The organism is Pseudomonas sp. BN414 (genome assembly GCF_029871275.1).
Classification (GTDB): Bacteria; Pseudomonadota; Gammaproteobacteria; order Pseudomonadales; family Pseudomonadaceae; genus Metapseudomonas; species Metapseudomonas resinovorans_C.
In genome coordinates this window covers 1-21,758 of sequence record NZ_SSOL01000072.1, presented here as the reverse complement: position 1 = coordinate 21,758, position 21,758 = coordinate 1, and the positions used below count along the sequence as shown (strand labels likewise).

At 59.5% G+C, this 21,758-nt stretch carries 22 protein-coding genes, 1 tRNA gene and 1 pseudogene; 15 read left to right on the top strand and 9 right to left on the bottom strand.

Going from position 1 to position 21,758, the window contains the following annotated elements:
* The first annotated feature begins 37 nt into the window (after positions 1–37).
* Together E8E95_RS19505 and E8E95_RS19500 are read left to right on the top strand one after the other, a co-directional pair.
* A complete protein-coding gene (locus E8E95_RS19505) occupies positions 38–1,543 on the top strand; it encodes a cytosine permease (protein ID WP_280352949.1) in 1,506 nt (501 codons plus the stop codon).
* 19 nt (positions 1,544–1,562) lie between these two features.
* Positions 1,563–2,408 carry a nitrilase family protein gene (locus E8E95_RS19500; protein ID WP_280352946.1) on the top strand — a complete coding sequence of 282 codons (846 nt, stop codon included), beginning with the start codon at positions 1,563–1,565 and terminating at the stop codon, positions 2,406–2,408.
* Positions 2,409–2,481: 73 nt separating this feature from the next.
* Here E8E95_RS19500 and E8E95_RS19495 read toward each other — a convergent pair whose 3' ends face one another.
* Entirely contained in the window at positions 2,482–2,793 is a 312-nt protein-coding gene (locus tag E8E95_RS19495; RefSeq protein ID WP_280352943.1) for a hypothetical protein, read from the bottom strand.
* Positions 2,794–3,180: 387 nt separating this feature from the next.
* On the opposite strand from E8E95_RS19495, the gene E8E95_RS19490 reads away from it, so the two are divergent.
* Complete coding sequence (locus E8E95_RS19490; RefSeq protein WP_280352940.1) at positions 3,181–3,516, top strand: DUF2388 domain-containing protein; 336 nt, start codon at positions 3,181–3,183, stop codon at positions 3,514–3,516.
* A gap of 243 nt (positions 3,517–3,759) precedes the next feature.
* The gene (locus E8E95_RS19485) at positions 3,760–4,029 is read left to right on the top strand and encodes a hypothetical protein (protein ID WP_280352938.1); all 270 of its coding nucleotides are present in this window, start codon (positions 3,760–3,762) and stop codon (positions 4,027–4,029) included.
* A 242-nt stretch (positions 4,030–4,271) separates the two neighbouring features.
* Here E8E95_RS19485 and E8E95_RS19480 read toward each other — a convergent pair whose 3' ends face one another.
* Positions 4,272–5,147, bottom strand: coding sequence for a LysR substrate-binding domain-containing protein (locus tag E8E95_RS19480; protein WP_280352935.1), 876 nt, complete (start codon positions 5,145–5,147; stop codon positions 4,272–4,274).
* Positions 5,148–5,390: 243 nt separating this feature from the next.
* Between E8E95_RS19480 and E8E95_RS19475 the strand changes: the two genes are divergently transcribed.
* The 6 genes from E8E95_RS19475 (at position 5,391) to E8E95_RS19450 (ending at position 13,036) form a co-directional block, all read left to right on the top strand.
* Positions 5,391–6,782: an ABC transporter substrate-binding protein gene (locus tag E8E95_RS19475; protein ID WP_280352931.1), complete on the top strand. Its 1,392-nt coding sequence runs from the start codon at positions 5,391–5,393 to the stop codon at positions 6,780–6,782.
* Positions 6,783–6,860: 78 nt separating this feature from the next.
* Positions 6,861–7,532 (top strand): dimethylsulfonioproprionate lyase family protein, encoded by a 672-nt coding sequence (locus tag E8E95_RS19470; RefSeq protein ID WP_280352928.1) that lies wholly within the window; start codon positions 6,861–6,863, stop codon positions 7,530–7,532.
* Positions 7,529–8,482 (top strand): ABC transporter permease, encoded by a 954-nt coding sequence (locus E8E95_RS19465; RefSeq protein ID WP_280352926.1) that lies wholly within the window; start codon positions 7,529–7,531, stop codon positions 8,480–8,482. Before E8E95_RS19470 ends, E8E95_RS19465 begins: the two co-directional genes overlap by 4 nt.
* Complete coding sequence (locus tag E8E95_RS19460) at positions 8,479–9,372, top strand: ABC transporter permease (RefSeq protein ID WP_280352925.1); 894 nt, start codon at positions 8,479–8,481, stop codon at positions 9,370–9,372. Before E8E95_RS19465 ends, E8E95_RS19460 begins: the two co-directional genes overlap by 4 nt.
* A gap of 23 nt (positions 9,373–9,395) precedes the next feature.
* On the top strand, positions 9,396–11,402 hold the full coding sequence (locus tag E8E95_RS19455) for an ABC transporter ATP-binding protein (protein ID WP_280352923.1): 2,007 nt from the start codon (positions 9,396–9,398) through the stop codon (positions 11,400–11,402).
* 791 nt (positions 11,403–12,193) lie between these two features.
* Complete coding sequence (locus tag E8E95_RS19450) at positions 12,194–13,036, top strand: hypothetical protein (RefSeq protein ID WP_280352920.1); 843 nt, start codon at positions 12,194–12,196, stop codon at positions 13,034–13,036.
* Positions 13,037–13,192: 156 nt separating this feature from the next.
* Here the strand turns inward: E8E95_RS19450 and E8E95_RS19445 are convergent, their stop codons facing one another.
* Positions 13,193–14,128 carry a HEPN domain-containing protein gene (locus E8E95_RS19445; RefSeq protein WP_280352916.1) on the bottom strand — a complete coding sequence of 312 codons (936 nt, stop codon included), beginning with the start codon at positions 14,126–14,128 and terminating at the stop codon, positions 13,193–13,195.
* Between the two features lie 53 nt (positions 14,129–14,181).
* Complete coding sequence (locus tag E8E95_RS19440; protein WP_280352914.1) at positions 14,182–14,889, bottom strand: hypothetical protein; 708 nt, start codon at positions 14,887–14,889, stop codon at positions 14,182–14,184.
* Positions 14,890–15,302: 413 nt separating this feature from the next.
* On the opposite strand from E8E95_RS19440, the pseudogene E8E95_RS19435 reads away from it, so the two are divergent.
* Both E8E95_RS19435 and E8E95_RS19430 read left to right on the top strand, forming a co-directional pair.
* A pseudogene (locus tag E8E95_RS19435) lies at positions 15,303–15,614 on the top strand (type II toxin-antitoxin system RelE/ParE family toxin).
* Between the two features lie 5 nt (positions 15,615–15,619).
* Complete coding sequence (locus tag E8E95_RS19430) at positions 15,620–15,907, top strand: helix-turn-helix domain-containing protein (protein ID WP_280352912.1); 288 nt, start codon at positions 15,620–15,622, stop codon at positions 15,905–15,907.
* A gap of 93 nt (positions 15,908–16,000) precedes the next feature.
* Here E8E95_RS19430 and E8E95_RS19425 read toward each other — a convergent pair.
* The 4 genes from E8E95_RS19425 to E8E95_RS19410 form a co-directional block, all read right to left on the bottom strand.
* Positions 16,001–16,074 (bottom strand) — tRNA-Gly (locus E8E95_RS19425).
* A 97-nt stretch (positions 16,075–16,171) separates the two neighbouring features.
* A complete protein-coding gene (locus tag E8E95_RS19420; RefSeq protein WP_179060946.1) occupies positions 16,172–17,053 on the bottom strand; it encodes an alpha/beta hydrolase in 882 nt (293 codons plus the stop codon).
* Positions 17,054–17,449: 396 nt separating this feature from the next.
* Positions 17,450–18,142 (bottom strand): pseudouridine synthase, encoded by a 693-nt coding sequence (locus E8E95_RS19415; RefSeq protein WP_280352909.1) that lies wholly within the window; start codon positions 18,140–18,142, stop codon positions 17,450–17,452.
* Positions 18,142–18,354: a cysteine-rich CWC family protein gene (locus E8E95_RS19410; RefSeq protein ID WP_280352907.1), complete on the bottom strand. Its 213-nt coding sequence runs from the start codon at positions 18,352–18,354 to the stop codon at positions 18,142–18,144. The genes E8E95_RS19415 and E8E95_RS19410 overlap by 1 nt, the downstream gene beginning before the upstream one ends.
* Positions 18,355–18,619: 265 nt before the next feature.
* Here E8E95_RS19410 and pcsA point away from each other — a divergent pair, with 265 nt between their 5' ends.
* The 3 genes from pcsA to E8E95_RS19395 all read left to right on the top strand — a co-directional run bounded on the left by pcsA (position 18,620) and on the right by E8E95_RS19395 (position 20,379).
* A complete protein-coding gene (gene pcsA / locus E8E95_RS19405; protein ID WP_280352905.1) occupies positions 18,620–19,342 on the top strand; it encodes a phosphatidylcholine synthase in 723 nt (240 codons plus the stop codon).
* A 168-nt stretch (positions 19,343–19,510) separates the two neighbouring features.
* Positions 19,511–19,951, top strand: a complete 441-nt coding sequence (locus E8E95_RS19400) for a carboxymuconolactone decarboxylase family protein (protein WP_280352903.1) — start codon at positions 19,511–19,513, stop codon at positions 19,949–19,951.
* Between the two features lie 8 nt (positions 19,952–19,959).
* Positions 19,960–20,379: a cupin domain-containing protein gene (locus E8E95_RS19395; RefSeq protein ID WP_280352901.1), complete on the top strand. Its 420-nt coding sequence runs from the start codon at positions 19,960–19,962 to the stop codon at positions 20,377–20,379.
* A 302-nt stretch (positions 20,380–20,681) separates the two neighbouring features.
* On the opposite strand, the gene E8E95_RS19390 is transcribed toward E8E95_RS19395, so the two are convergent.
* Positions 20,682–21,758 (bottom strand): OprD family porin (locus E8E95_RS19390; RefSeq protein ID WP_280352899.1); only part of this gene is annotated, 1,077 nt, incomplete at its 5' end.

Here is a 21,758-nt window from a genome sequence, read left to right as displayed (position 1 = left end):
ACAACAGTTCGCTCGACCAGGAGCGAAGGAGCATCCCATGTCAGGGTCCACCCAGCCCGTTCAAGCGGCTGACGCCAGCGGCGGATTGGCCATCGAAGGCCACTCGATCGACTACATCCCCGAGTCCGAGCGCCACGCCCGACTCAGCAGCCAGGGGCCATTCTGGTTCCTTGGCAACTTCCATTTCTTCACCATCTCCATCGGCTTCGTTGGGCCGAGCCTTGGGCTGTCCGCCCTGTGGACGACCCTGGCCGGTGCGCTGGGCATCATGTTCGGCACCTTGTTCATGGCCTTCCATGGTTCACAGGGGCCGGAGATGGGCCTGCCGCAGATGATCCAGTCCCGCGCACAGTTCGGTTATCGCGGCGTGGTGCTGGCGTTGATGGCGACCCTGTTCGTGTTCGTCGGCTTCAACGTGGTGAACGTTTCGCTGATCATCGATGGCCTGAAGAACGTCTTCGGGCTGGAGCCGCTTCCCGTGGCCTGCGCGGTGATCGCTACCGGCGCGCTGCTGTCGATCTACGGCCATGACCTGATGCACAAGGCCTTCAAATGGGCGTTAATGCTGACCCTGCCGCTCTACGCGCTGGTGACCGTCGCGCTCATGTTCGGTGCCGGGCAGACAGACGTCGCCGAGCCGACCAGTCTGGGCTTCAGCTGGGTAGCTTTCGTGACCCAGTTCGCCATCGCCGCCAGCTACAACATCTCCTACGCGCCCTATGTATCCGATTACTCCCGCTACCTGCCGAAGAACACCAGCCGGACGAAGTTGATTGCGGCGGTCTTCCTCGGTGCGTCGCTTTCCGGTGCCTGGATGATCGGCCTCGGCGCCTGGCTGGCGCAGTTGCTGCAGGTGTCCGATGCGCTGGTGGCGCTGGATCGCGTGGGCACTGCCGTGCTGCCGGGGCTGGGTCATGTACTGGTGCTGGTTTCGGTGGTCGGCTTCCTGCCGGTGATCGCGCTCAATACCTACAGCGCCATGCTCACCCTGCTGACCGGCATCGATTCGGTTCGCCGCATCAACCCGACGCCGCGCGCGCGGGTGCTGTCGATCCTCGTCATCACCCTGGTGCTGCTCGCCTGCGTGATGTCGATCCGTGGCAACGGCATTTCCATCCTCAACACCTTCCTGGTGCTGATGCTCTACTTCCTCGTGCCCTGGACCGCGGTGAACCTGGTGGACTACTTCTGCGTTCGCAAAGGCCGCTATGCGATCCCCCATTTCTTCACGCCGAAGGGCATCTACGGGGCGTGGCAAATGCGCGGCATCGTCGCCTATGTGGTGGGCTTCGTCTGCATGATCCCGTTCTTCTTCATCTTCGATGCCGCGGCTGGCCAGGAGGTCTTCGTCGGACCCATGGCGCGTCTGCTGGACGGCGTCGATATCGCCTGGCTGGTGGGCCTGGTGGTATCCGGCCTGACCTACTTCATCCTCAGTCGCTCGCTCGACCTGGAAAGTGAACGCCGCATCATCGACGCCATCAGCGAACGCGACATCCTCGAAATGACCCGGGCCGGCGCAAGCCAGGAACCGCGAACCTGACAACAGGGAGTACTGCCCAGTGAACGCATCCCGAAACCTCAAGGTCGCCTGTTGCCAGCTGGCGCCGATGATCGGTGACCTCGCCCACAACCGTCGCATTGCCGAGCGGGCCATCCGCGCAGCCGCGCTGCAGGGCGCACGGGTCGTGGTGCTGCCGGAGCTGGTGCAGAGCGGTTACGTCTTCCACGACCTGGCCGAGGCGCAGGCTTCGGCTGAAGCCGTGGATGGCCCGACGTTGCAGCTTTGGCAAGCGCTGGCTCGGGAGCTGGAAATCGTCATCGTCGGCGGCTTCTGCGAGCGGCTGGATGACCAGCGCGTTGCCAACAGTGCCGCGCTGGTCGACGCTACGGGGCTGCGCGCCCTGTACCGCAAGGCGCACCTATGGGATGCCGAGAACGCCATCTTCACCCCCGGCAACGAACCACCGCCGGTGGTGGAGACCGCCTTCGGGCGGATCGGCGTGATGATCTGCTACGACCTGGAGTTCCCCGAGTGGGTGCGCCTGCCGGCATTGGCCGGCGCGGACCTGCTGTGCGCGCCGGTCAACTGGCCGGACGGTCCGCGCCCACCCATCGAGCGCCCCGCCGAGGTGGTGCGTGTGCAAGCGAACGCGGCGGTCAATCGCCTGTTCATCGCCGCCTGTGATCGCCATGGCAGCGAGCGTGGGGTGAACTGGGTGCAGGGCTCGGTGATCGTCGATCCGGACGGCTACCCATTGGCGGGACCGGCGGAGGAGGGCGGGGAGCAGATCCTCATCGCGACCCTGAATCTGGATGAAGCTCGCAACAAGCGCATCAGCCAGCACAATCACCTGCATGAGGATCGTCGGCCTGAATTGTACGGCGCGGGCGGGTTGCTGGAGTGAAGTGGCGGTAGCTAACTGACACAGGTCATGTCCAATAAAAAAGCCCCACGTGCGGGGCTTTTTTATTGGAATGTCAGTTCGCTGCGTTGTTCGTGGATTGCTCCAGGGAGGCGGCCTGTCGCAGCGGCTGCGCTTCCCTGATGCAGAAGAGGACCATATGGAAATCGCTGCCCCATTCCGATTCGCATTGGCTACGAACCGAGCCGCTGTAACCCGCGACGGCCGCGGCTGAGAGGCGTTGCTCTTCTACGCAATAACTGCGCATGGCATCACCGCTCCACTTCTCCAGGCAATGTGCCTGGATGGCCGATTCATCGGCCTGGACGCCAGTCACGACGCCGGTTGCGATCAGTGCGGCGGCGATCAGACATTTTCTGTGCGACATAGGTACGCTCTCTTCCTTCGAAATGTCGGCCCTCCGTGGCCTGCGAATTGCGTGATGCAGTGAAATGAAATCCGTGGTTGTGGACGACCGGAGAGCCCTGACTGCAACTCCTCGTGTGCACAGTGGTGGTGCAGTCTAGTACAGCTCCGCTTTCTTCCCAGATCACCTCGTAGTGGCCCGACGTCCGGTACAGGGTAGCGGCGGGGATGCGCACATATTTCCATGCGAAGACTTCAACTCCCCTTAACCTGGATCAATGGTTTTTCATGGGGGAGGCGCGACCGGATAGACGGCAACACGCTTTAAAGTGGCGACTTCTGCAGCGCAGTCAGGAACTCGTTTCATCCACCGCAATCTGAGGGGAACGCACACACCCAAGGAGTCACCATGCGTTTCCGCAACACCGCTGCGACCCTCGCACTGATCGCTGTTCCATTTGCGTCCGCCGTGGCCAAACACGACCACGACGATCACGACGACCTGCTGCGTAATCTGATCTCCACCGGCGCTACCACCGCCTCCAGCTACATCACCAGTGGCGGCGACGATAAGCTCGTAGGCCCGGTGCAGGACGATGCCAGCAGCTTCATCGCCAGCGATGGCGCAATTCGCGGCCCCTATCTGGAGGCGGAGCTGCAACGCATTCGCAGTGCCAACCCGAGCCTGAGCGCACGCAGTGACCTGGAACTGGCGAGTGCCATCCTGGCAGGTGAATCGCGGTAGTCGAGTGCACAGCGCGATCCAACATGAGCGGCGGAACAGGGACGTCCTGCCTCATTTCGTTTCACGCTGAATCGCTCCCTTGGCGCCAATTTTCTGGGACACAGAACGCCCGGAAGCCCGTCTGGCAAGGGCCGTCAAGCTTCCCGCCGAACGGTCGACCACAAGCTCCCTTCGCTGGCCTTCCATGAGCTATACCCCATCCACGCCTTCTGTTTTCAGGGGGCGTATGACGTGGGGAGAGTAATGAGAGCCAAGCTTGAACAACGATTGCAAAAGCGGCTGGAGGCATCGCTGCCCGGCCATGTCATCAATTGCGAGATTGGCGCCGATGGCATCGTGGCGCTGACAGTGCATTGGCCTGCCTCCGGCGAAAGTATGGCCATTACTGGGATCACGATGCAGTCCTTGCTGGGGCGGGACGTCCTGGAGAATACGGTCGATCAGATCCTGATCGAGATCAGTGCCGCCCGTGGGGAGTTCCCCCTCCTGATCACCCAGCGGAAAGCGGAATAGAAAAGCGGAGACAGATCGTCCAGTTCTGCCTCCCTTTCCCGGCTAATCGATTAACACTGGCATTCTCTCCGGCAAGCGGCCTTTCCCTGCTTGTTCAGCATCTCCAACTCCCGTCCCAGTCGCTACCAGCGTGTTTGTAGGAGCGAGCTTGCTCGCGAAGCATTTCGGCCAGGCTATTCGCGAGCAAGCTCGCTCCTACCGTTTCGGCCGTGAGTCAGCACGTTCCAGATGTGAATCGTTACCTACTGCGAAAGCACCCAACTGCGGAATTTGCTTATCGGTCGTTCATGACCGCGACTTTGCTGATGCGCGAGATACCAGGCGCCGGGTTGCATCACGTCCGCATGGACGGGGATGGCCAGCCTGCCATCGCGCAAGTCGGCTTCGACCAGGAATTCCGGCACCACTGCCACGCCTTGTCCGTTGATGGCAGCCTCTATTGCCAGCAGGTAGCTGTCGAAATGAGGTGCGCTTTTCTGCACGAGGCCGGGGAGCCCGATGCTCTCCGTCCAGATCGACGAATCCTCGCCGCACCCCGTTATCGCCAGGAATGGAAAGTGTCGTAGTTCCTCGGGTGATGTAATCGCCTTGGCTATCTCTTTCGAGCAGACCGCCACCAGCCGTTCCCGACGCAGGAGCGTGTAGGTCACATTCGGTCGGTCCGGCGTTCGCGTGTAGATGATCGCCACGTCGGCTCGCGCCGGGTTGAAATCCCAATCCAGCAAGCTGGCATCAAGGCTGACGGCAATGTCGGGCGAAGCTTCCTTGAACGCCTGGAGCCTGGGAATCAGCCACCGAACGGCAACGGTGACGTAGACCTGCACGGTCAACGAAGACAGCGTCTCCCGCTCTCGTATCAGGTCTGTCGTCAGTGCGACGCGATCCAGTGCGTCCTGGATGACCGGAAAGTAAAGCTCGCCCTTTTCACTCAGTTCGACCCGGCCAGGCAGGCGGCGAAAGAGCGGCGTGCCGAGGTAACGCTCCAGCGAAGCGATCTGATGACTGATCGCCGACTGAGTGAGGCTCAGCTCCTCGGCTGCGCCCTTGAAGCTTCGCAAACGCGCGGCTGATTCGAAGACTTTGAGCGTCGACAGAGGGGGGAGGTTTCTTGTGGCCATGCTTGCTCGTGACGTTAAAAAAATTCACACGCGGGTTAATTTTGCTCGTTTGCCCCGGGTGCAAGGGATTTTCATACTCGACCCATAAAAACAAACCAGGGGTCAAAAATGAAACCTCGCATACTTGCAACCTCAGCTCTTGTTCTTGCGTTCGGAACCAGTTTTTTGTCGGCGCCTTCTCTCTCTGCGGCAGAGAGGTGCGTACGTGTACTCGGATACGAGTCAGACGGCGAAAAGCAGACCATGGACCCGGCAGCGCTGATCGGCACCGACAGTGTCTATCACATCCGCGCGGTCTATGAACCTCTGGTCGACCGCAGCAATACGATGATGCCCCTACCGGCCCTGGCCGAATCATGGGAGTCCAACGCCGACGCAACGGAATGGACCTTCCACTTGCGGCAGGGCGTGAAGTTTCACGACGGGTCCGCTTTCGATGCCGCGGATGTCGTCTACTCCTACCGTCGCCTGCTCGACCCGTCGGTTTCTCCCGGCGGATTCTCGACACTCTCCTTCCTTGACTCGGCTGGCATTACCGCCGTCGACGACCACACGGTGCGCTTCAAGGTGAAGTCGCCGGTTGTCGAGCTCCCCATGTTGATCGCGACCAAGTATGCGCTGATGGTTCCCGAGGGCGCGAAGGGTGCAGACCTGCGGACCAAGGGTGTGGGTACCGGTCCGTTCATGCAGGAAACCTTTGCGATCAACGGTCCGAAGCGCGTCTTGCGGCGTAACCCCTACTACTGGCGCAGCGGCCTGCCGAAGGCCGACTGCATCGAGATCACGACCAGCCTCGAAGCGACTTCCCGGCTCTCGGCGCTGTTGTCCGGCTCCATCGACCTTTCTCTGGTGGTCGACCCGGCCAGCCTGATTACCTTGAAAGGCAATCCGGCGGTCGATCTCGTTTCCACTCCGGGGGCGACTTCGCTTTACGTCGCGGTCTGGACGGACACGCCGCCATTCGATGATGTGCGGGTACGCGAGGCGATGAAGCTGGTGATGGATCGCCAGGCCATCCTCGATACCGTACTCCTGGGTTATGGCGAGGTTGGTCGCGATACGCCGATTCCCCCCAGCTCGCCGCTCAGCGTGCCGACACCGCCAAAAGCGGTCGACATCGAGCGGGCCAAAGCCCTCCTCGCGGAGGCCGGCCATCCTGACGGCATTGCCTTCGATCTTTATACCTCCGACTCCTATCCGGGCATGTTGCTGCTGGCACAGGTCTACGCGCAGATGGCGGAACCAGCCGGGATCAAGGTGAATGTCATCACCTCGCCGGCGGAAGGTTACTGGGACACGATCTGGCTCAAGAAATCGGCTGTGATCTCGTATACCAGTGCTCGCCCGGCAGCAGAGGCGCTGACGCTTTCGCTCAACAGCGCGTCGGAGTGGAACGAGACGCACTGGAAACGGCCGGACTTCGATGCCCTGGTCGTCAAGGCAGGGCAGACCGCCGACGAGCAGGAGCGCAACGCGCTCTACCGCGATGCCCAGAGCATCGTCGCGCAGGAGGGCGGGATGATCCTGCCGGTCTTCACCTCGGTCGTGGCCGGGCTGCGCAAGGGCTGTACCGGCTACCAGCCGAATGTCGATGTGAACCGCATCGACTACGCGCAAGTCGACTGCGCCCAGTAGTCGTCGATCACCCGCTCCACTCTCCCTAATCGAACCCAATCCGCGGAGCCGCATGGCTCCGGGGAGGAGGCTGTGCGAATGACGCTCACCCATCTTTCCAGATTTCTCCAATGCTTCGCTGACGTCCTGGACCGCGATGAGAATCCAGTGGCCAAGGCACATGCGAAACGTCTGCGTACCCTGCGCAAGGACCTTTCGGCGATCCAGCAGGTGCCCGAAGGGCGGGTACCGGTGCAGGCGAGCTGCGAAGCCGAGTTGCACGCCTATGGCGCGCAATGCCCTCTGGCCAGGTCGCTCTCGGAGCTGATGCCGGCGATCCACCTCACCCGCAGCAAGTCGTACCTGGCCAATCCGCCTAGCGCAGATTTCGGAAACAACTACGGCTATGGCGTCATCTGCGGGCCCGACAGCGGACCACCGGCATTGATGAAGGATTCCGACATCTCCTTCGGACTCATGCTGCTCGGCCCCGACACGCACTATCCGCTGCATAGCCATCCGGCTGACGAGGTCTATTACACCGTCACCGGGCCGTCGTCCTGGCGGGTAGGGAAGGGCGCTTGGTCACCTCGCACGGATGGCGAGATCATCCACCATCCTTCGTGGATTCCCCATGCCACACTTTCGGGAGACAGACCGCTGGTGCTCTTGTACGTCTGGCAAGGCGACCTCGAAACCGACGCCGCGTTCGTTCCCGATCCCATGGCGTCTGACCTCTCCTCGGCAACCTCGGGACCCAACTCGAAATGATGATTCTCCGGCTTGTCGTCAGTAGAGTCGCGTTGTCGGCCGTCACGCTGCTGCTCGTCTCACTACTGATCTTCCTGATTCTCGAAGCCCTGCCCGGCGACGTGGCGACCCGCATCCTCGGACGTGACGCCACGGCAAAGGCGCTGGAAGTCCTGCGGGATCAGTTGCACCTGGGCGAACCCGCCATCAGCCGGTATTTGCACTGGCTCGGTGACCTGCTGCATGGCGATCTCGGGGTGTCGCTCGCGACCGGACGGCCGATTGCGGACGTGCTCGGCCCGCGCATCATCAACACGTTGCAGCTGTCGTTGCTGGCATTCGCCCTGTACCTGGTCCTGGCAATCGTGCCTGCGGTCATTCAGGCCACGCGTCGGGGCAGCCTGCTCGACAACGCCATTTCGGTCGTGACGCTGCTCCTGCTGTCGCTGCCGGACTTTCTGCTGGCGACGATTCTGCTGTTCGTCTTCGCGGTGGCTATTCCGGTGCTGCCAGCGCTCGCGACGGTTTCCGACGCGGGCAGCTGGCTGGACAACCTCCGCGCCATGATCCTGCCGGCGGTAACGCTGGCCATCATCATGGCGGTGTATGCCATCCGCATCCTGCGTGACAGCCTCATCGAGGTGCTTCGCTCGGACTACGTGCGCCTCGCCGAGCTGAAAGGGCTGCGTCCCCTCGCCGTGCTCTGGCGGCATGCCATGCCGAACGCGATCGTCCCCGCACTGAACGTCACGGCGCTCAACCTCGGTTTTCTGATCGGCGGCGTGGTGATCGTTGAGCGGGTCTTTTCCTACCCCGGATTCGGCACATTGCTGATCGATGCCCTGCAGCTGCGTGACCTTCCGTTGATCAAGGCCACCGTGATGATCAGTGCGGCCGTGTACATCGCCGCCAATCTCCTGGCCGACATCTGCGCCATCCTCCTTCAACCGCGCCTGAGGACTGATCGATGAACCTCACCAAAGCCATGCCCGGTCTGCACATGGGCACGATTTTCAGCTGCGTCGGAAAATGGCGCGCGATGCCGGGCGCGTTCAAGGTGGGGTCGATCATCCTCGCCGCCCATGTCCTGTTCGCCCTCATCGGTATGTTCTGGACACCCTATGGCTACGCGCAGATGGCCACCGGCATCCCGCTTTCCGGCATGTCGTGGCTGCACCCCATGGGCGTCGACCAGATCGGCCGCGACGTCCTCAGCCGCTTCATGTATGGCGCGCACATTGTGCTGACGCTGTCGTTGGCGGGCACCCTCCTGGGCATGGTCGCCGGCGCGGCGCTCGGGCTCGTGTCCGGTTATGTGGGCGGCTGGTTCGACGAGATCGTGCAGCGCCTGGTGGAAGCCACCATTAGCATTCCGTTCCTGGCATTGGCGCTGGTGACGATCATCGCGGCGGGTCCTGCCCTGGCCGGTGAACCTGTCCTGATCGTGCTGGTGGTCGGGCTGGTCTACACGCCGCGAATCGCCCGGATCGCCCGGGCGGCGGCCATGGACGTCGCCACACGCGAGTTCGTCGCGGTTGCCCAGCTGCGGGGCGAAGGTACCTGGTCCATCGTCCTCCGCGAAATTCTCCCCAACACGGCCAACGTACTGCTGGTGGAGTTCTCGCTGCGCGTCAGCTACGCCCCCATCCTTATCGGCGCACTCGGCTTCCTGGGCTTCGGCATCCGGCCGCCGACACCTGAATGGGGCCTGATGATCAGCGAGAACCGAGGCTTGCTCATCGCCTCGCCGGTCACCGTGTTCGGGCCTGGTCTGGGCTTCGCTTCCCTCGTCGTTGGACTCAATCTCTTTACCGATGGGTTATCGAGAATGCTGGGCCAGCGGTCCGTCGTCGGTTCGTGAAAAACGATTGAGGTACTAGAACAATGACAACGCTTATCGAGATTCGGAACCTCGGCATCGCCTATGGCGGGCAAACCGGATGGACCGATGTGGTTGAAGAGGTTTCGTTCGAGATCGCCCGGGGAGAGACTTTCGGTCTCGTCGGAGAGTCGGGCTGCGGCAAGTCCACCGTTGCCTATCGTCTGCTCGGCTACGGTTCCCCGAACAGTCGCGTGCAGACTGGCCAGGTTCTATTCGAGGGCCAGGATCTGCTTACGCTCGACGCCAAGGCACTTGCAGACATGCGCGGCAACCGCATCGCGCTGATACCGCAGAATCCGACCACGGCCCTGAGCCCCGGCATGCGCGTAGGGCAGCAGATTCGCGAGATGATCCTCACTCACCGCGCGCTGCCTAACGGGATTTCGATGGTTGACCGCATCCGGGAGCTGTTCGCCCTGGTCGGGCTGCCCGATGTCAGCCGGCGCTATCCCCATGAACTGTCAGGGGGACAGCAGCAACGCGTCACCATTGCCATGGCGGTTGCCTGCAACCCGGACCTGCTGGTGCTCGACGAACCGACCACGGGCCTCGATGTCACCACCCAGCGTCAGATCATCCAGCTGCTGTCGGATCTGAGAAGCCGCATTGGCATGGCGATGCTGTATGTCACTCACGACCTTGCCTTGCTTGCACAGATCGCGGACCGCGTAGGCGTCATGTATGCCGGCAAGCTTGTCGAGGTCGCGCGTTGCGGCACCTTGTTGTCGCATCCCGCTCACCCCTACTCCAGCGGACTGATCGCCTCGATCCCGTCGACGTTGCCCGGCCATAACGGTGCTCGTGGTCTACGCGGGGTCCTGCGGCGCGATCAGATTTCATCGGGTTGCAAGTTCGAACCGCGCTGCGATCACGCAACGGCGACCTGTCGCTCAATTCCGCAGGCCCTGGTGGCTGTGGGTGATGCGCAATCCGTGGCCTGCATGCACTGGTCCGACGTTGCGGTCAAACAGCTTCCGATCTCGTCGAATGTAGTGGCCATCCGCTCGAAACAGGAATCGGAAGCCTTGTTGTCGTTGGACAAACTCTCGCTTTCATACTCTCGAACGGGCTGGCTCGCCGGCATGTTTGGCAACGCGCCAGTTCCAATCGTGCGCGATATCGACCTTGAACTGCGAGCCGGTGAGGTCGTGGCGCTGGTTGGGGAATCGGGAAGCGGAAAATCAACGATTGCCCGCGCCATCAGCGGTCGGCTCGCACCCGCGTCGGGCACCATCAATCTGGATGGCCGTCCGTTGTCGCCCACGCTTGCCGGCCGGACGGTCCAGCAATTGCGCGAGATGCAGTACATCTTCCAGAACCCGGATGCCTCGCTGAATCCGCGCCGAAGCGTTCGCGCCATCCTTGAGCGGCCGCTGAAGCATTTCGGGATCGAGTTCACGCCTGAGACGCTGGTGGCCGCGTTGGAAAACGTGGGTATGCACGCCGACTATCTGGATCGATTCCCTGAGCAGCTGTCCGGCGGGCAGCGCCAGCGGATCGCCATTGCGCGTGCCTTGCTGGTGAATCCCAAGCTGCTGATCTGCGACGAAATCCTCTCGGCGCTCGATGTGTCCGTGCAAGCGAAGATCGTCGAGTTGCTCCTGTCGCTGAAGGAACAGCATTCCGTCGCCATGCTGTTCATCTCCCATGACCTCGCGGTCGTGCGGCAGCTGGCCGACAGAGTCGCGGTGCTCTATCGCGGCGAGCTGATGCAGATGGTGGACACCGATGCGCTCGACTCCTCGCCATTGCACCCGTATACGGAAATGCTCCTGCGCGCGACCCCGGGGCTGCGCAAGGATCACTACGTCCCACGACCCGCGGCGATGCCCAACTCACAGCCCATTCCGGGCAAAGGTTGTCCGCTGGCGGGCCGCTGTCCTCGACAAGTAGGCACGATCTGCGCGGAGCGCCGCCCAATCCCCCAGATGACGCAGGCTGGCTTCATTCGCTGCCATATCCCCGTGGCGGAGCTCGCACAAGGCGTTCAACTTTCTGTGGGGGAGTGAGTCGTGTAGCGAAAGGAGGAGGGGGACAGATTTTTTCTGTCCTCTATTCCTCGTCTGGGGACCGTACCGAAATCGGCAGTGCCAGAGAGGCATAAGAGGTAGCGGTGTGGTTTCTGTTCAGCTTCAGCAGCCCAGAAACGAAAAAAGCCCACTGAGTGGGCCTTGGCAAAAGGACTCGAACCATTTTCAATTTTTGCTAATTCTGGTCTGTATTAAGTAACGCCGGTCAATAAGGTCCTTTCGAGTTAGCCAACCTGTACAGCGCTAACCATTGGTAGTCTTTAATATCGACACTTTTTCGACGCCGTCGTAGTGTCGCTATTACGGCTTTTGGCGGCCGTTTGGCTCATTAGCGTTACAACTAACGAAGTACTAGCGTACCGCTTTGGCGGCATAGTTACTGGGCGGTCTAGATAGGTTGATAAATGGTAGGTTGTCGCGGCTAGTTCTCGTTCAAGCTGAAAAAGCTCAATCCGACGAGCGTTGGCTGGCACGGATGTTGTGTCCTTGGATTGCGCCTGGACCCGTGCCGGTCTCTTTTGTTGAGTGCGTAAAAAAGCCGGTTAACCAAACGGTTTCCGGCTTTTGAGGAACAATGCAAGTGAATTACCGACCGACTTCCCCCTCCCTATACCTAATGGAGAGTAGCCCATGGCCATCAGCGTGCTTCGCCATCTGTCGCCCTATTGGCTCTTTTGTCTAACGCTCGATCTGCGGGAGTCGAAGACATGCTGGACTTTGAGATGCAGTGACTTCGATGCTTTTTCCAAGGGCTTGTGAGGAGCAAGAAAATGGAGGGCGACGTAATATTGCTGGATTCAAGCACCAAATTTAATAGCTTTGGGCAGAAATTACTTACCCTTGATTTTTTGTCATCTCCGCCAACACACGTTGCATTTGTTTCCGGTAAGTATTCTGTTCATCACGCAATGCCGCGTCCTGCGCATATTGAAGTGACGCTTGTGCACGAGATTCTTAATCCTAAAAAGCGCTGGAGTGTTTGGAGGAATACTCATTTAAATAATGAATTGGTTTCGGATCAGGGGGCTTTCGGGCGACTGTCTGTTGTTGTGAATAATTTCCTGGGGGACGCCTATAGGTTTCAAAATTTTTTCAGCAAAAAGCCGGATTCTTCATACTGCTCTGAACTTGTTGGAAAAATTATGTCAGGGCTTGGGAAGGAGCTGCCGATGCCATCTTCTAAGCTGCTTCCATTGCATTTGCAGAAGTATTTTATAGAAAACGATGAATGGATTGATGTGACGGTGGAATATGTAGACCTGTTAAAAGAGGATTATCTCTATGTCGGTCTTTATGCAGATGATGTTGAGGTTCAAGCTCTTTGCACGCAAGCATTTATAGCCGCGAAGCTGGACTACAATAATTTTTCTCGTGCGTTCGAGGTTGCTGCGTCTGGGGCTAAGGTCAAGAGTAAGAGTAGGGTGCGTGTCGACGGTGATAAGGGATGGGTTTCAATTGTGCCCATTGGACCAACACTGCCGAGAACTGATGAACGTATGAGGACTCTTGCCGGGAAGTACTCGGAACTATTCATGCCAGTGCCGACTGCGCTACATGACCGGATGTTGTCAAAATATGAGGCTATCAAACGGGGAGTTATTGAGCCGGATTAGGACTCAAGGCATAGGGGGCCAGAAATGGGGGCAGATCTACTCCAGGTTTGGCTGCGTGCACAGTGTGTTGTGGCTCGTGGGACGAAATTGGAGTAACGGAAAAATCTGTCCCCTTTTACTGTGCAATATTAGCGATGTTAAAGTGTTTTTATGCTTTCAGTTTTTCTTTTGTTGTATTTTTATTTTGCTGTCAATGATGTTCTTGATTATTCCAAGTGCGGCATGATTTGCTTGCAGAGCCTTTGATTCTGTCCAGTCTTCTGTTCCGTAACGTATGTTGGGTGAGCAGTTTGCGAGGTCTAGTAATGTTTGGTTTGTTTTTATGTTGAGCTCTGCTTCGAGAGTTTTTCCTAATTCTCTTAGGTCGTGGCCTTTTCGGCCTTTTTCATATTTTTTGTCAGCCGACTCAAGAATTCCTTTTATAAGTTTTTCTACTGACTGCTGGGAAGCCCACATAGACTGCTCGTAATTTCCTGCTAGTAGACTTGATGTGGATTCGTCGTAGTCTGCACAGGAGATTTTGAATAGTTCTGTTCTTGGAAGTGTTTTTCTCCATGTCATGCAGTCGATTAGCAGTGAGTAGAAACTTAATATGGTGCTTATTTCTGCTTCGTTGAGTCGATCGGCTAGTCCTTGTGTGAATCCCTCAATCTCACAAAGTATGTTGCAACTCGCATCCTCTGTATCATGTTTTGTGGAGAGCTTTCTTCCTCTGTTGTTTAAGTTTCTGTCTATAAAGAATAAAACTTTCCCGGCGAATTCGCCCATGCGTACTCGCCAAACCGATCTTCCAATTTTAATTGGGGCAAATCCGAGTGCCCAGCTTGTTTTTAGGTTGTCGCCATATATTTCTTCATACCACTTCTGTGCTTTAGCCATTAAAATGTCGCCATCAAATCCCTTTTGATCGGCGAGTTCCCTTGGAGGGAATACTTTACCTCCCCAAGAAAACGCCTCCCATAGTAATCGGCCAATGTGTACTGGCCTTTTCCATGGCTCGAGTTTTTTTTCTGCTAATGCACCATCAATTGCTTGCATGAGCGCTTCAAACTCTGCTTCTGTTTTTGGTTTGCGCGGCCACGTAAATGCCATGAAGACTCCAGAGGTGTTTGCGAGGGACTACTTGAGATCCTATTCGGCAGACGTTATCCCATTGGGCTGAAGCTGTTTGCAGCTGAGCAATATCTCTGTTTCATATAATCGATTCGCGGTTCTCGGTCGCTTTGCCACCGTTCACCCCAAGCGCGGCATTTATCTTTGAAGAACTGCTTCGCACCTTTGCGGCATTCTCGATAATCAATCGAACCACGCTTGTGGTTGCCACACACGCTGCCGCCGTCGATGGAGTTATTCACGATGGTCCAGGTGGCGTAGTAGCGGGCGCCGCCGCTCCATTTGTCGATCCACTCGCCGTGCTTCTCGACGGATCTGCTACGTGTGGTCGTCTGCTGGATGGGCTGTTGATAGGCGGATGATTGCCTGACGCCTTCCATGCTCACCACGTTGTCAGGCTGCCGCGGTGTGTAGTTCTGGTCGTTGTAGTCAGTTTGTTTGATCCGAGCTTTGCGCTCGGTTTCTTGCTGCTTGACGCTGGACCAGAACATTTCTTCAGCGGTCGGCTGATTCGGGTCAGGTTCTTCGAATGCGGGGAAGGAAGAAGGCTCTTCCTGTGGTTGCTCAATCTGAGCGACTTGCTGGGAGTTTTGTAAGAAGGGGATTGGGATGCCTGCCAGGTAGAGCAGGCCAACCCCAACGCCGGTTCCGATTAGGACTGCCAACAACCAACTGCCGACTTCGCTGTTTCCCTTGGATGCCTTCAGCCGAGGCGGGGCGTCATCCCAGTCCGATTTCATTAGTGCTCCTTGCCAACCCTGCTTGTCAGCCATTGTCCATAGTCGTGGCCCCGCCATCGTAGTGGCACTGTGCTGGTGCTATCAACTGACTCCCGTCGTTGGCTGAGCGAGGTTCACCCTGCCGCTTTGTCCTTCGGAAAATTCCGAACGCTTCGTCACTGCGCTGCACCTACCCCGTTGCTCTGTTCTGCTCTCACCGCCCCGCGCTCCCGAGCCCTCGGCGGCCAGGGATGACAAGGGCAGCGCCCTTGGTGTTTTCGGGGCCTTGAGCATGACGATGCGCTATTTGCACCTGGCTCCGGCGCATTTGCATGATGCGATCAGGCTGGGGCCGCTGGCCGGTGTCTGGCTATCGCCTGCTAACCCATAACCGAGCCAATTGAAGGAGTTACGCCACTGGCGTACTGTCGGCCATGATCTTTATCGAGACTCCGATCTTCACCAAGCGTCTGCGTGAGTTGCTCAGTGACGACAGCTATGCGGCGTTTCAGCGCCGCCGAGCGGCCGGAAATGGGCGATGTGATCGAAGGAACGGGCGGCATTCGCAAAGTGCGTGTTGCTTCCAGTGGGCACGGCAAGCGGGGTGGGTCCAGGGTCATCTACTACCACTTCACGTCCGCTTCACAGATTGCACTGCTGCTGATCTATCCGAAGAACGAGAAGGATGATCTGAAGTGGCCGATGAGCGAAAGGTGCTCAAGCAAATCATTGAGCGGTGGAGGTAATCGCCATGAGCAAGTTCTTTGAAGACCTACTGGAAAGCGTCCAGCAGATGGACGAGATCCACCGTGGCGAGCGTAGGCCTTCACGGGAGTTCACCGTGGACGCTCTGCAGGTGAAGGAGATTCGCAAGGCCACCGGTCTGACCCAGGCCAAGTTTGCGGCCATGATCGATGTGCAGCTCGGCACGTTGCGCAACTGGGAACAAGGTCGGCGTGAACCCACTGGCCCGGCCAAGGCGTTGCTGCGGGCCATTCACAACGACCCCAAGCACGTCATCCAGGCACTGTCTCAATGAGCCTGTGGGCGGGTCGATTTCGACACTTCTTCGACACCACCAAACCCCAGAAACGAAAAAACCCCACAAATCAGGGGCTTAGTCAGGGGATTTTGGAGCGGGCGAAGGGAATCGAACCCTCGTCATGAGCTTGGGAAGCTCAGGTAATGCCATTATACGACGCCCGCGAAGGGTGCCCTTTTTACCAGAAGGCGCGGGCGAGGTGAAGCCCGGGACAGCCACAAGTTACTGAAAATACTTGCGCCTGTCCGGGCGGCCACGCGCTCAAACGGCTACTGCCTGGTAGTCGGCAACCTGCGGGCGAGCCATGCCCTTGGTGGCCGGAGTCTTGAGGAAGCCCAGCATGGCTTGCTGGGTCTGCAGCCAGGCGGCCTTGGTTTCGACGTCGACGAAGTGGCCGGCGTTGTCGATGGTGGCGAACTGGCAATCACGCACGTGCTTGGCGAAGTGGCGGGCATCCTCGGCGGAGGTGTACTCATCCCGGTCGCCATTGATGAACAGCAACGGAATGTCGACATTGGCCAGGCAATCCACGTAGCAGCGCGAATCCATGTTCAGGACCTGGCAAACGTGGTGGTGCATTTGCAGGTATTCGTGGTCGTCGAGGCTGCTGCAGTGCTTGTGGTTGAAGCGCTGGTACAGGCTCGGCAGGTATTTGCCGATGGTGTTGTTGACCAGGTGGCCCACGGCGTCGCGATCGATGGCCGACAGGCAATCCAGGCCACGGTTGAGGTAGTCCATCATCGGCGCATTAAGGATAGGCGAGAAGGACGTGACGATGGCCTTCTTGATGCGTGCCGGGCACTGGGCCAGGGCGAGCAGGGCGGAAACGCTGCCCCACGAGAAGGACATCAGGTAGTCCACCCGGAAGTGCTCGATCAGGTGAAGGAGGATGTCGGCCTCGGTCTCCTTGCCGATGAAGCGCGAGTTGTCGTTATGCGGCTTGGATTGGCCAGCATAGGGCTCGTCGAAGAGCACCACGTTGAAATGCGGTTGCAGGTATTTCACTGTCTGCGCGAACGAGGCGGTCGTCGACAAGGAGCCGTTGACCAGAATGATGGTCTCCCTGGCTTCCGGGTTGCCGTAGAACTCCGTGTAAACCTTGTACTGGCTGTGAATCTCGACGATGGCGGTTTCCGGCCTCATGTCGTTTCCTCCTGGCGCAGATGGGTCATGCGGGCCCTCTCAACGGCTTGGTCCGCTCTAAGTCTTGGCAGTAGGAAAACGCCTTTCGATGACAATCGAATGTCAGGCGGGAATTTTTAGAATTCTTTATTTATCAAGCGGATAGGTCGAGAAAAGACGAGGGAGTCCGGCGCTTTCAGGGCACCGAACGAGTCTTCTAACCAGGCAGGGAACCTACGAGTGCAACGCACAAGATACCGCAGGGAACGCTTAGATGGTCGGCGTGACTCTTTGGTCACGCTCTGACCTTGTGTCCGATTTAAGCAGGCCATGATTTCACTCGCAAGCGTATTGAAAGGAAAAATTCTTGCAGTTCGTCGGGTTATTCGATCCCGATGTGACTCACGAGTGATCTAGCTAAAAGCAGGCCACTTCCTCGGCGGTGAGCGACCGGTAGTCGCCTGGCTGCATGTGGGGGTCAAGCTTCAGCGGGCCGACGCTCTCGCGGTGCAGGCGTATGACCTTGTTCTGGAAGTGACCGAACATGCGCTTGACCTGGTGGTAGCGGCCTTCATGGAGGGTCAACCGGGCTGCACGGGTGCCGAGGATTTCCAGCTGGGCGGGGAGGGTGGTCAGGCCTTCATAGGCGAAATAGAGCCCCTGGGCGAAGGTGTCGATGTACTCGGAACCGATGGGCTGCTCGGTTTCCACGTAGTAGACCTTGGGCTGCTTGCTGCCGGGCAGGGTGAGCCGGCGCGACCAGAGTCCGTCGTTGGTGAGCAGCACCAGGCCGGTGGTGGTGAGGTCCAGGCGCCCGCCCAGGTGCAGCTCGTGTTTGTCGGGCTCGTCCAGCAGGTCGAGCACCGTCGGATGCTCCGGGTGCTCGGTGGCGCTGACATGGCCGGAAGGCTTGTAGAGCATGAAGTAGCGGGCCGGCTTGCCGGCCTGGAGCAGGCGATCGTCCAGCTCGACGCAGCTGAACTCCCGGACCTCGAAGCGGCTGTCGGTAACCGTTTGACCATCCACCCGAATCCGACCGGCGGCCAGCAGCAGGCGCGCATCGAGACGGCTGAACTCCGGGAAATTGCTCAAAAATCGATCAAGGCGCATCAGCTTGGTGCATCGGGTGGCAACGCGCGTGCGCAGCGGGGGCAGAGGCAGGTGCGGTCGATGTCCTGCGGGGGAATTTTTTCGAGCACCGTCGGGTCGATCTTCGCCTCGAAACACCAGCACGCCTCGCCACTCCTGGCCGGGTCAGCCTGGGTGCACTGGTTACTCTGGCCGCAAAGTGGGCAGCGGGTGGGATCGGATGGGGCGCTCATGGCAGTCGATCAGGGTGGAAAGGGCGCAAGGGTGCCGCCTTGGGATTCGGGCTGCAAGTCCGCGCCGATGGGGGCCGTTTTTCGGATGATCGCGCCGCCGACCGGTATTGCTGTCTGGCGCGGATGACCTAGGCTCGAATATGCAAGGTGAAGATGTCTGAAAACGACATGGCCGGATTCACAAAACGCTGAAGGCATTTGAGAAGCTAACGCATAATCGCGGTCTATCGATTCTGTCGCCCACCATTTAGAGCAGAGCTGCCTCGTGTCCACCAACATAAGTGTCGTCAATAAAGCCAAGGCCTGGTCCGCTCACGGTGTCACTGCCACCGGCGTTGTGCTGGCCCTGATGGCCATTCTCGCCCTGTTCGACAACCAGCCCCGCGATTGCCTCCTCTGGCTCGGCGCCGCCCTGCTGGTAGACGGTCTGGATGGCACCCTCGCCAGGCGTGTACAGACCAGCACCATGCTGCCCAATTTCGACGGCTCGACCCTGGACCTGGTGATCGACTACCTCACCTACGTGTTCATTCCGGCCATCTTCATCTACCGCTACATCGACCTGCCGGAGCACACGGCACTGGTGGCAGTGAGCCTGATCCTGGTGTCGTCGCTGTTCTGTTTCTGCAACCTGAACATGAAGAGCAGCGACAACTACTTCGTGGGATTCCCCGCTGCGTGGAACGTGGTGGCGCTGTACATCTGGATCATCGATCCGCCGCCGGTGGTGAGCCTGCTGCTGATCTGCGTCCTCGCGGCGCTGACACTGACCAAACTGAAGTTCCTCCACCCGTTCCGCGTACGCAAGCTGATGCCGCTGAACATCGTGGTCACCTTCGTGTGGATGATCAGCAGCATGCTGCTCATCCTCCAGCACCCGTTCTACAAATCCCTGGTGCTGGGCATCTGGTGGCTGGCCTCGGCCTACTTCGTCGGCATCTGCCTGTGGCGCAGCCTGCTGGACTGGACCCACAAGCTGAAGGCCTGAGATCCGCTTTATCTTTCTGTGGGAGCGAATTCATTCGCGAATGAATTCGCTCCCACAGTCGCTTCTGGCTCAGGATTGGCCTCCCCGTATTCAGGCCAATTGGACGTAGGTCACAGACCCCGCCAGCAGTAGTTTGGAGGCATCCCTTCCCACCCTGAGGATGCCCCGATGACCCCACGCCTGGATTTCTACGCCGCCTCTCCCGATGCCCTCAAGGCGATGCTTGCCCTGGATGCTGCGGTGAGCAAATTGCCGCTGGAGAAGCCGCTGCTGGAGCTGGTGAAGCTTCGCGCATCGCAGCTCAACGGCTGCGCCTTCTGCGTCGACCTGCACAGCTCGGACGCCCGCAAGCGCGGGGAAACCGAGCGACGTCTCTATGCGGTAGCCGTCTGGCGCGAGAGCCCCTTCTTCACCCCGCGCGAGCGTGCCGCGCTGGCCTGGACCGAAGCCCTGACGCGCCTTTCTGAAACCCACGCACCAGACGAGGACTACGCCCAACTCGCGGAAGAATTCAGCGAGCGCGAGCGCGTGGACCTGACGCTGGCCATCAGCACCATCAATTCCTGGAATCGGCTGGCAGTCGGCTTCCGCAAAATCCCGAGCGAGTGAGGCCAACCATGCGCAATCTGAAGACTTTGAGTGCCCTGGCCGCCGGCCTGGTGCTGTTGAACCTTCCGCTGGCCTATGCGCACGAAGCGGGCGAGGGCCAGGAGCAAGTCAGCATCCTGCAGGATCACGAGTTGCTCAATGCACCTGGCAAGCAGGCGATCCTGCTGACCGTGGACTATGCGCCGGGGCAGCGCTCCGTGGCTCACAGTCATGCGGGCTCGGTGTTCGCCTACGTGGAGGAAGGGGAGGTGATCTCCCAGCTCAAGGGCGAGGAAGCCAAGCACTATAAGGCGGGCGAAAGTTGGTACGAACCCGCTGGGAGCGTCCACCTGCAATCGCGCAACGCCAGCGAATCCAAGCCGGCGAAGCTGGTCGTGTGGCTTCTGAAGGACCCGAAGGAAGCGGTTCTGGATCCTTACAAGCAGTGATGGTGCTTGGCTCGCTGTCGTAGGTCGATCGATATACGCAGCACAGCTTTTGTGTAGGAGCGAGCTTGCTCGCGAAAGGGGCCGCCCGGAAGGTTCGCGAGCAAGCTCGCTCCTACAAATGGGGGCGGGGTAGGGATTCGTCGCGTTGGGCTTCGCTGCGCTCAGCGCCAACCTACAAGAGCTGAGGCCTTGCTTGTGGGAGCGAATTCATTCGCGATGGCCGCGTAGCGGCCCCTTGGGACACCCAGGGCGAACCTGCGGTCCGCTTTCGCGAATGAATTCGCTCCCACAGATCCTCGGCGTTACCAGAGCGGCAGGGTGTAGCTGAGGATCAGGCGGTTCTCGTCGAGGTCGTTGCCGAAATTGGTGGAGCGCACCGTGGCGTTGCGCCACTTCACGCCGAAGTTTTTCAGCGGTCCGCTCTGCACCACGTAAGCGATGTCGGTGTCGCGTTCCCATTCCTTGCCGTCCTCGCGGCCGGCGCCCAATTCCACGCCATCACCGGAGAGGTAGCGGGTCATGAAGGTCAACCCCGGAATTCCCACGGCCGCGAAGTTGTAGTCATAGCGCGCCTGCCAGGAGCGCTCCTCACGGTTGGCGAAATCGCTGATCTGCACGAAGTTCACCAGGTAGGCATCGCTGCCGTTGACGTAGGCGAAGCCGGTGTCGCCGCTCATATGCTGGTAACCCAAGCCCAGGGCGTGGCCGCCGAAGCCATAGGTGAACATCGCGCCAAAGGCCTTGTTGTCGATATTGCTACCGCCTTCGTCGGTGGAGCGGGCGAAGCGCAGGTCGCTCTTCAGGCTCTGGCCATTACCCAGCGACAACAGGTGATTCAGGGTCACGTAGTGCTGGCGGTAGAAGTCGTCCAGGCGGCCGAAGCCGTAGCCGGTGGTGAGAGCGTCGTTCCACTTGTAGCTGAGGTTGGCGAAGTCGAAGGCATCGCTGGTGGTCTGGCGAGCGCGGATGTTCTTCACCCCCACCGTGGTGATGCTCATGTCCTCGTAATCGGAGGAGTCGCGCTGGTTTACCTGGCGCAGGCGGCCGGCGTCGAACGTCAGGCCGTCGATCTCCAGGGAATTGAGCTGGCCGCCCTCGAAGGTCTGCGGCAGCAGGCGCGAGTCGTTGGCCAGCAGCACCGGCAGCTTGGGCATCAGGGTGCCGAGCTTGAGGGTGCTCTTCGAGGCGCGCAGTTTGGCGGTCAGGCCCAGTTCGCCGTATTCGTCCTGGGCGCTCTTGGGGGCTTCGCGATCTCGCTTGAGCAGACCGGAGCCGGCACGGTCGGGGCTGGAGTCCAGCTTCACGCCCAGTAGGCCGATGGCGTCCAGGCCGACGCCGATGCTGCCCTCGGTGAAGCCCGACTCGTAGCGCAGGAGGAA

Bases quoted from the DNA above. Each gene is read 5' to 3' on its own strand.
- E8E95_RS19490 (WP_280352940.1), top strand. From the start codon at position 3,181: ATGCGTTTCCGCAACACCGCTGCGACCCTCGCACTGATCGCTGTTCCA.
- E8E95_RS19455 (WP_280352923.1), top strand. From the start codon at position 9,396: ATGACAACGCTTATCGAGATTCGGAACCTCGGCATCGCCTATGGCGGG.
- E8E95_RS19400 (WP_280352903.1), top strand. From the start codon at position 19,511: ATGACCCCACGCCTGGATTTCTACGCCGCCTCTCCCGATGCCCTCAAG.
- E8E95_RS19465 (WP_280352926.1), top strand. From the start codon at position 7,529: ATGATGATTCTCCGGCTTGTCGTCAGTAGAGTCGCGTTGTCGGCCGTC.
- E8E95_RS19430 (WP_280352912.1), top strand. From the start codon at position 15,620: ATGAGCAAGTTCTTTGAAGACCTACTGGAAAGCGTCCAGCAGATGGAC.
- E8E95_RS19505 (WP_280352949.1), top strand. From the start codon at position 38: ATGTCAGGGTCCACCCAGCCCGTTCAAGCGGCTGACGCCAGCGGCGGA.
- E8E95_RS19495 (WP_280352943.1), bottom strand. From the start codon at position 2,793: ATGTCGCACAGAAAATGTCTGATCGCCGCCGCACTGATCGCAACCGGC.
- E8E95_RS19440 (WP_280352914.1), bottom strand. From the start codon at position 14,889: ATGAAATCGGACTGGGATGACGCCCCGCCTCGGCTGAAGGCATCCAAG.
- E8E95_RS19410 (WP_280352907.1), bottom strand. From the start codon at position 18,354: ATGAGCGCCCCATCCGATCCCACCCGCTGCCCACTTTGCGGCCAGAGT.
- E8E95_RS19420 (WP_179060946.1), bottom strand. From the start codon at position 17,053: ATGAGGCCGGAAACCGCCATCGTCGAGATTCACAGCCAGTACAAGGTT.
- E8E95_RS19395 (WP_280352901.1), top strand. From the start codon at position 19,960: ATGCGCAATCTGAAGACTTTGAGTGCCCTGGCCGCCGGCCTGGTGCTG.
- E8E95_RS19475 (WP_280352931.1), top strand. From the start codon at position 5,391: ATGGACCCGGCAGCGCTGATCGGCACCGACAGTGTCTATCACATCCGC.
- E8E95_RS19480 (WP_280352935.1), bottom strand. From the start codon at position 5,147: ATGGCCACAAGAAACCTCCCCCCTCTGTCGACGCTCAAAGTCTTCGAA.
- E8E95_RS19460 (WP_280352925.1), top strand. From the start codon at position 8,479: ATGAACCTCACCAAAGCCATGCCCGGTCTGCACATGGGCACGATTTTC.
- E8E95_RS19445 (WP_280352916.1), bottom strand. From the start codon at position 14,128: ATGGCATTTACGTGGCCGCGCAAACCAAAAACAGAAGCAGAGTTTGAA.
- E8E95_RS19450 (WP_280352920.1), top strand. From the start codon at position 12,194: ATGGAGGGCGACGTAATATTGCTGGATTCAAGCACCAAATTTAATAGC.
- E8E95_RS19485 (WP_280352938.1), top strand. From the start codon at position 3,760: ATGAGAGCCAAGCTTGAACAACGATTGCAAAAGCGGCTGGAGGCATCG.
- E8E95_RS19470 (WP_280352928.1), top strand. From the start codon at position 6,861: ATGACGCTCACCCATCTTTCCAGATTTCTCCAATGCTTCGCTGACGTC.
- E8E95_RS19415 (WP_280352909.1), bottom strand. From the start codon at position 18,142: ATGCGCCTTGATCGATTTTTGAGCAATTTCCCGGAGTTCAGCCGTCTC.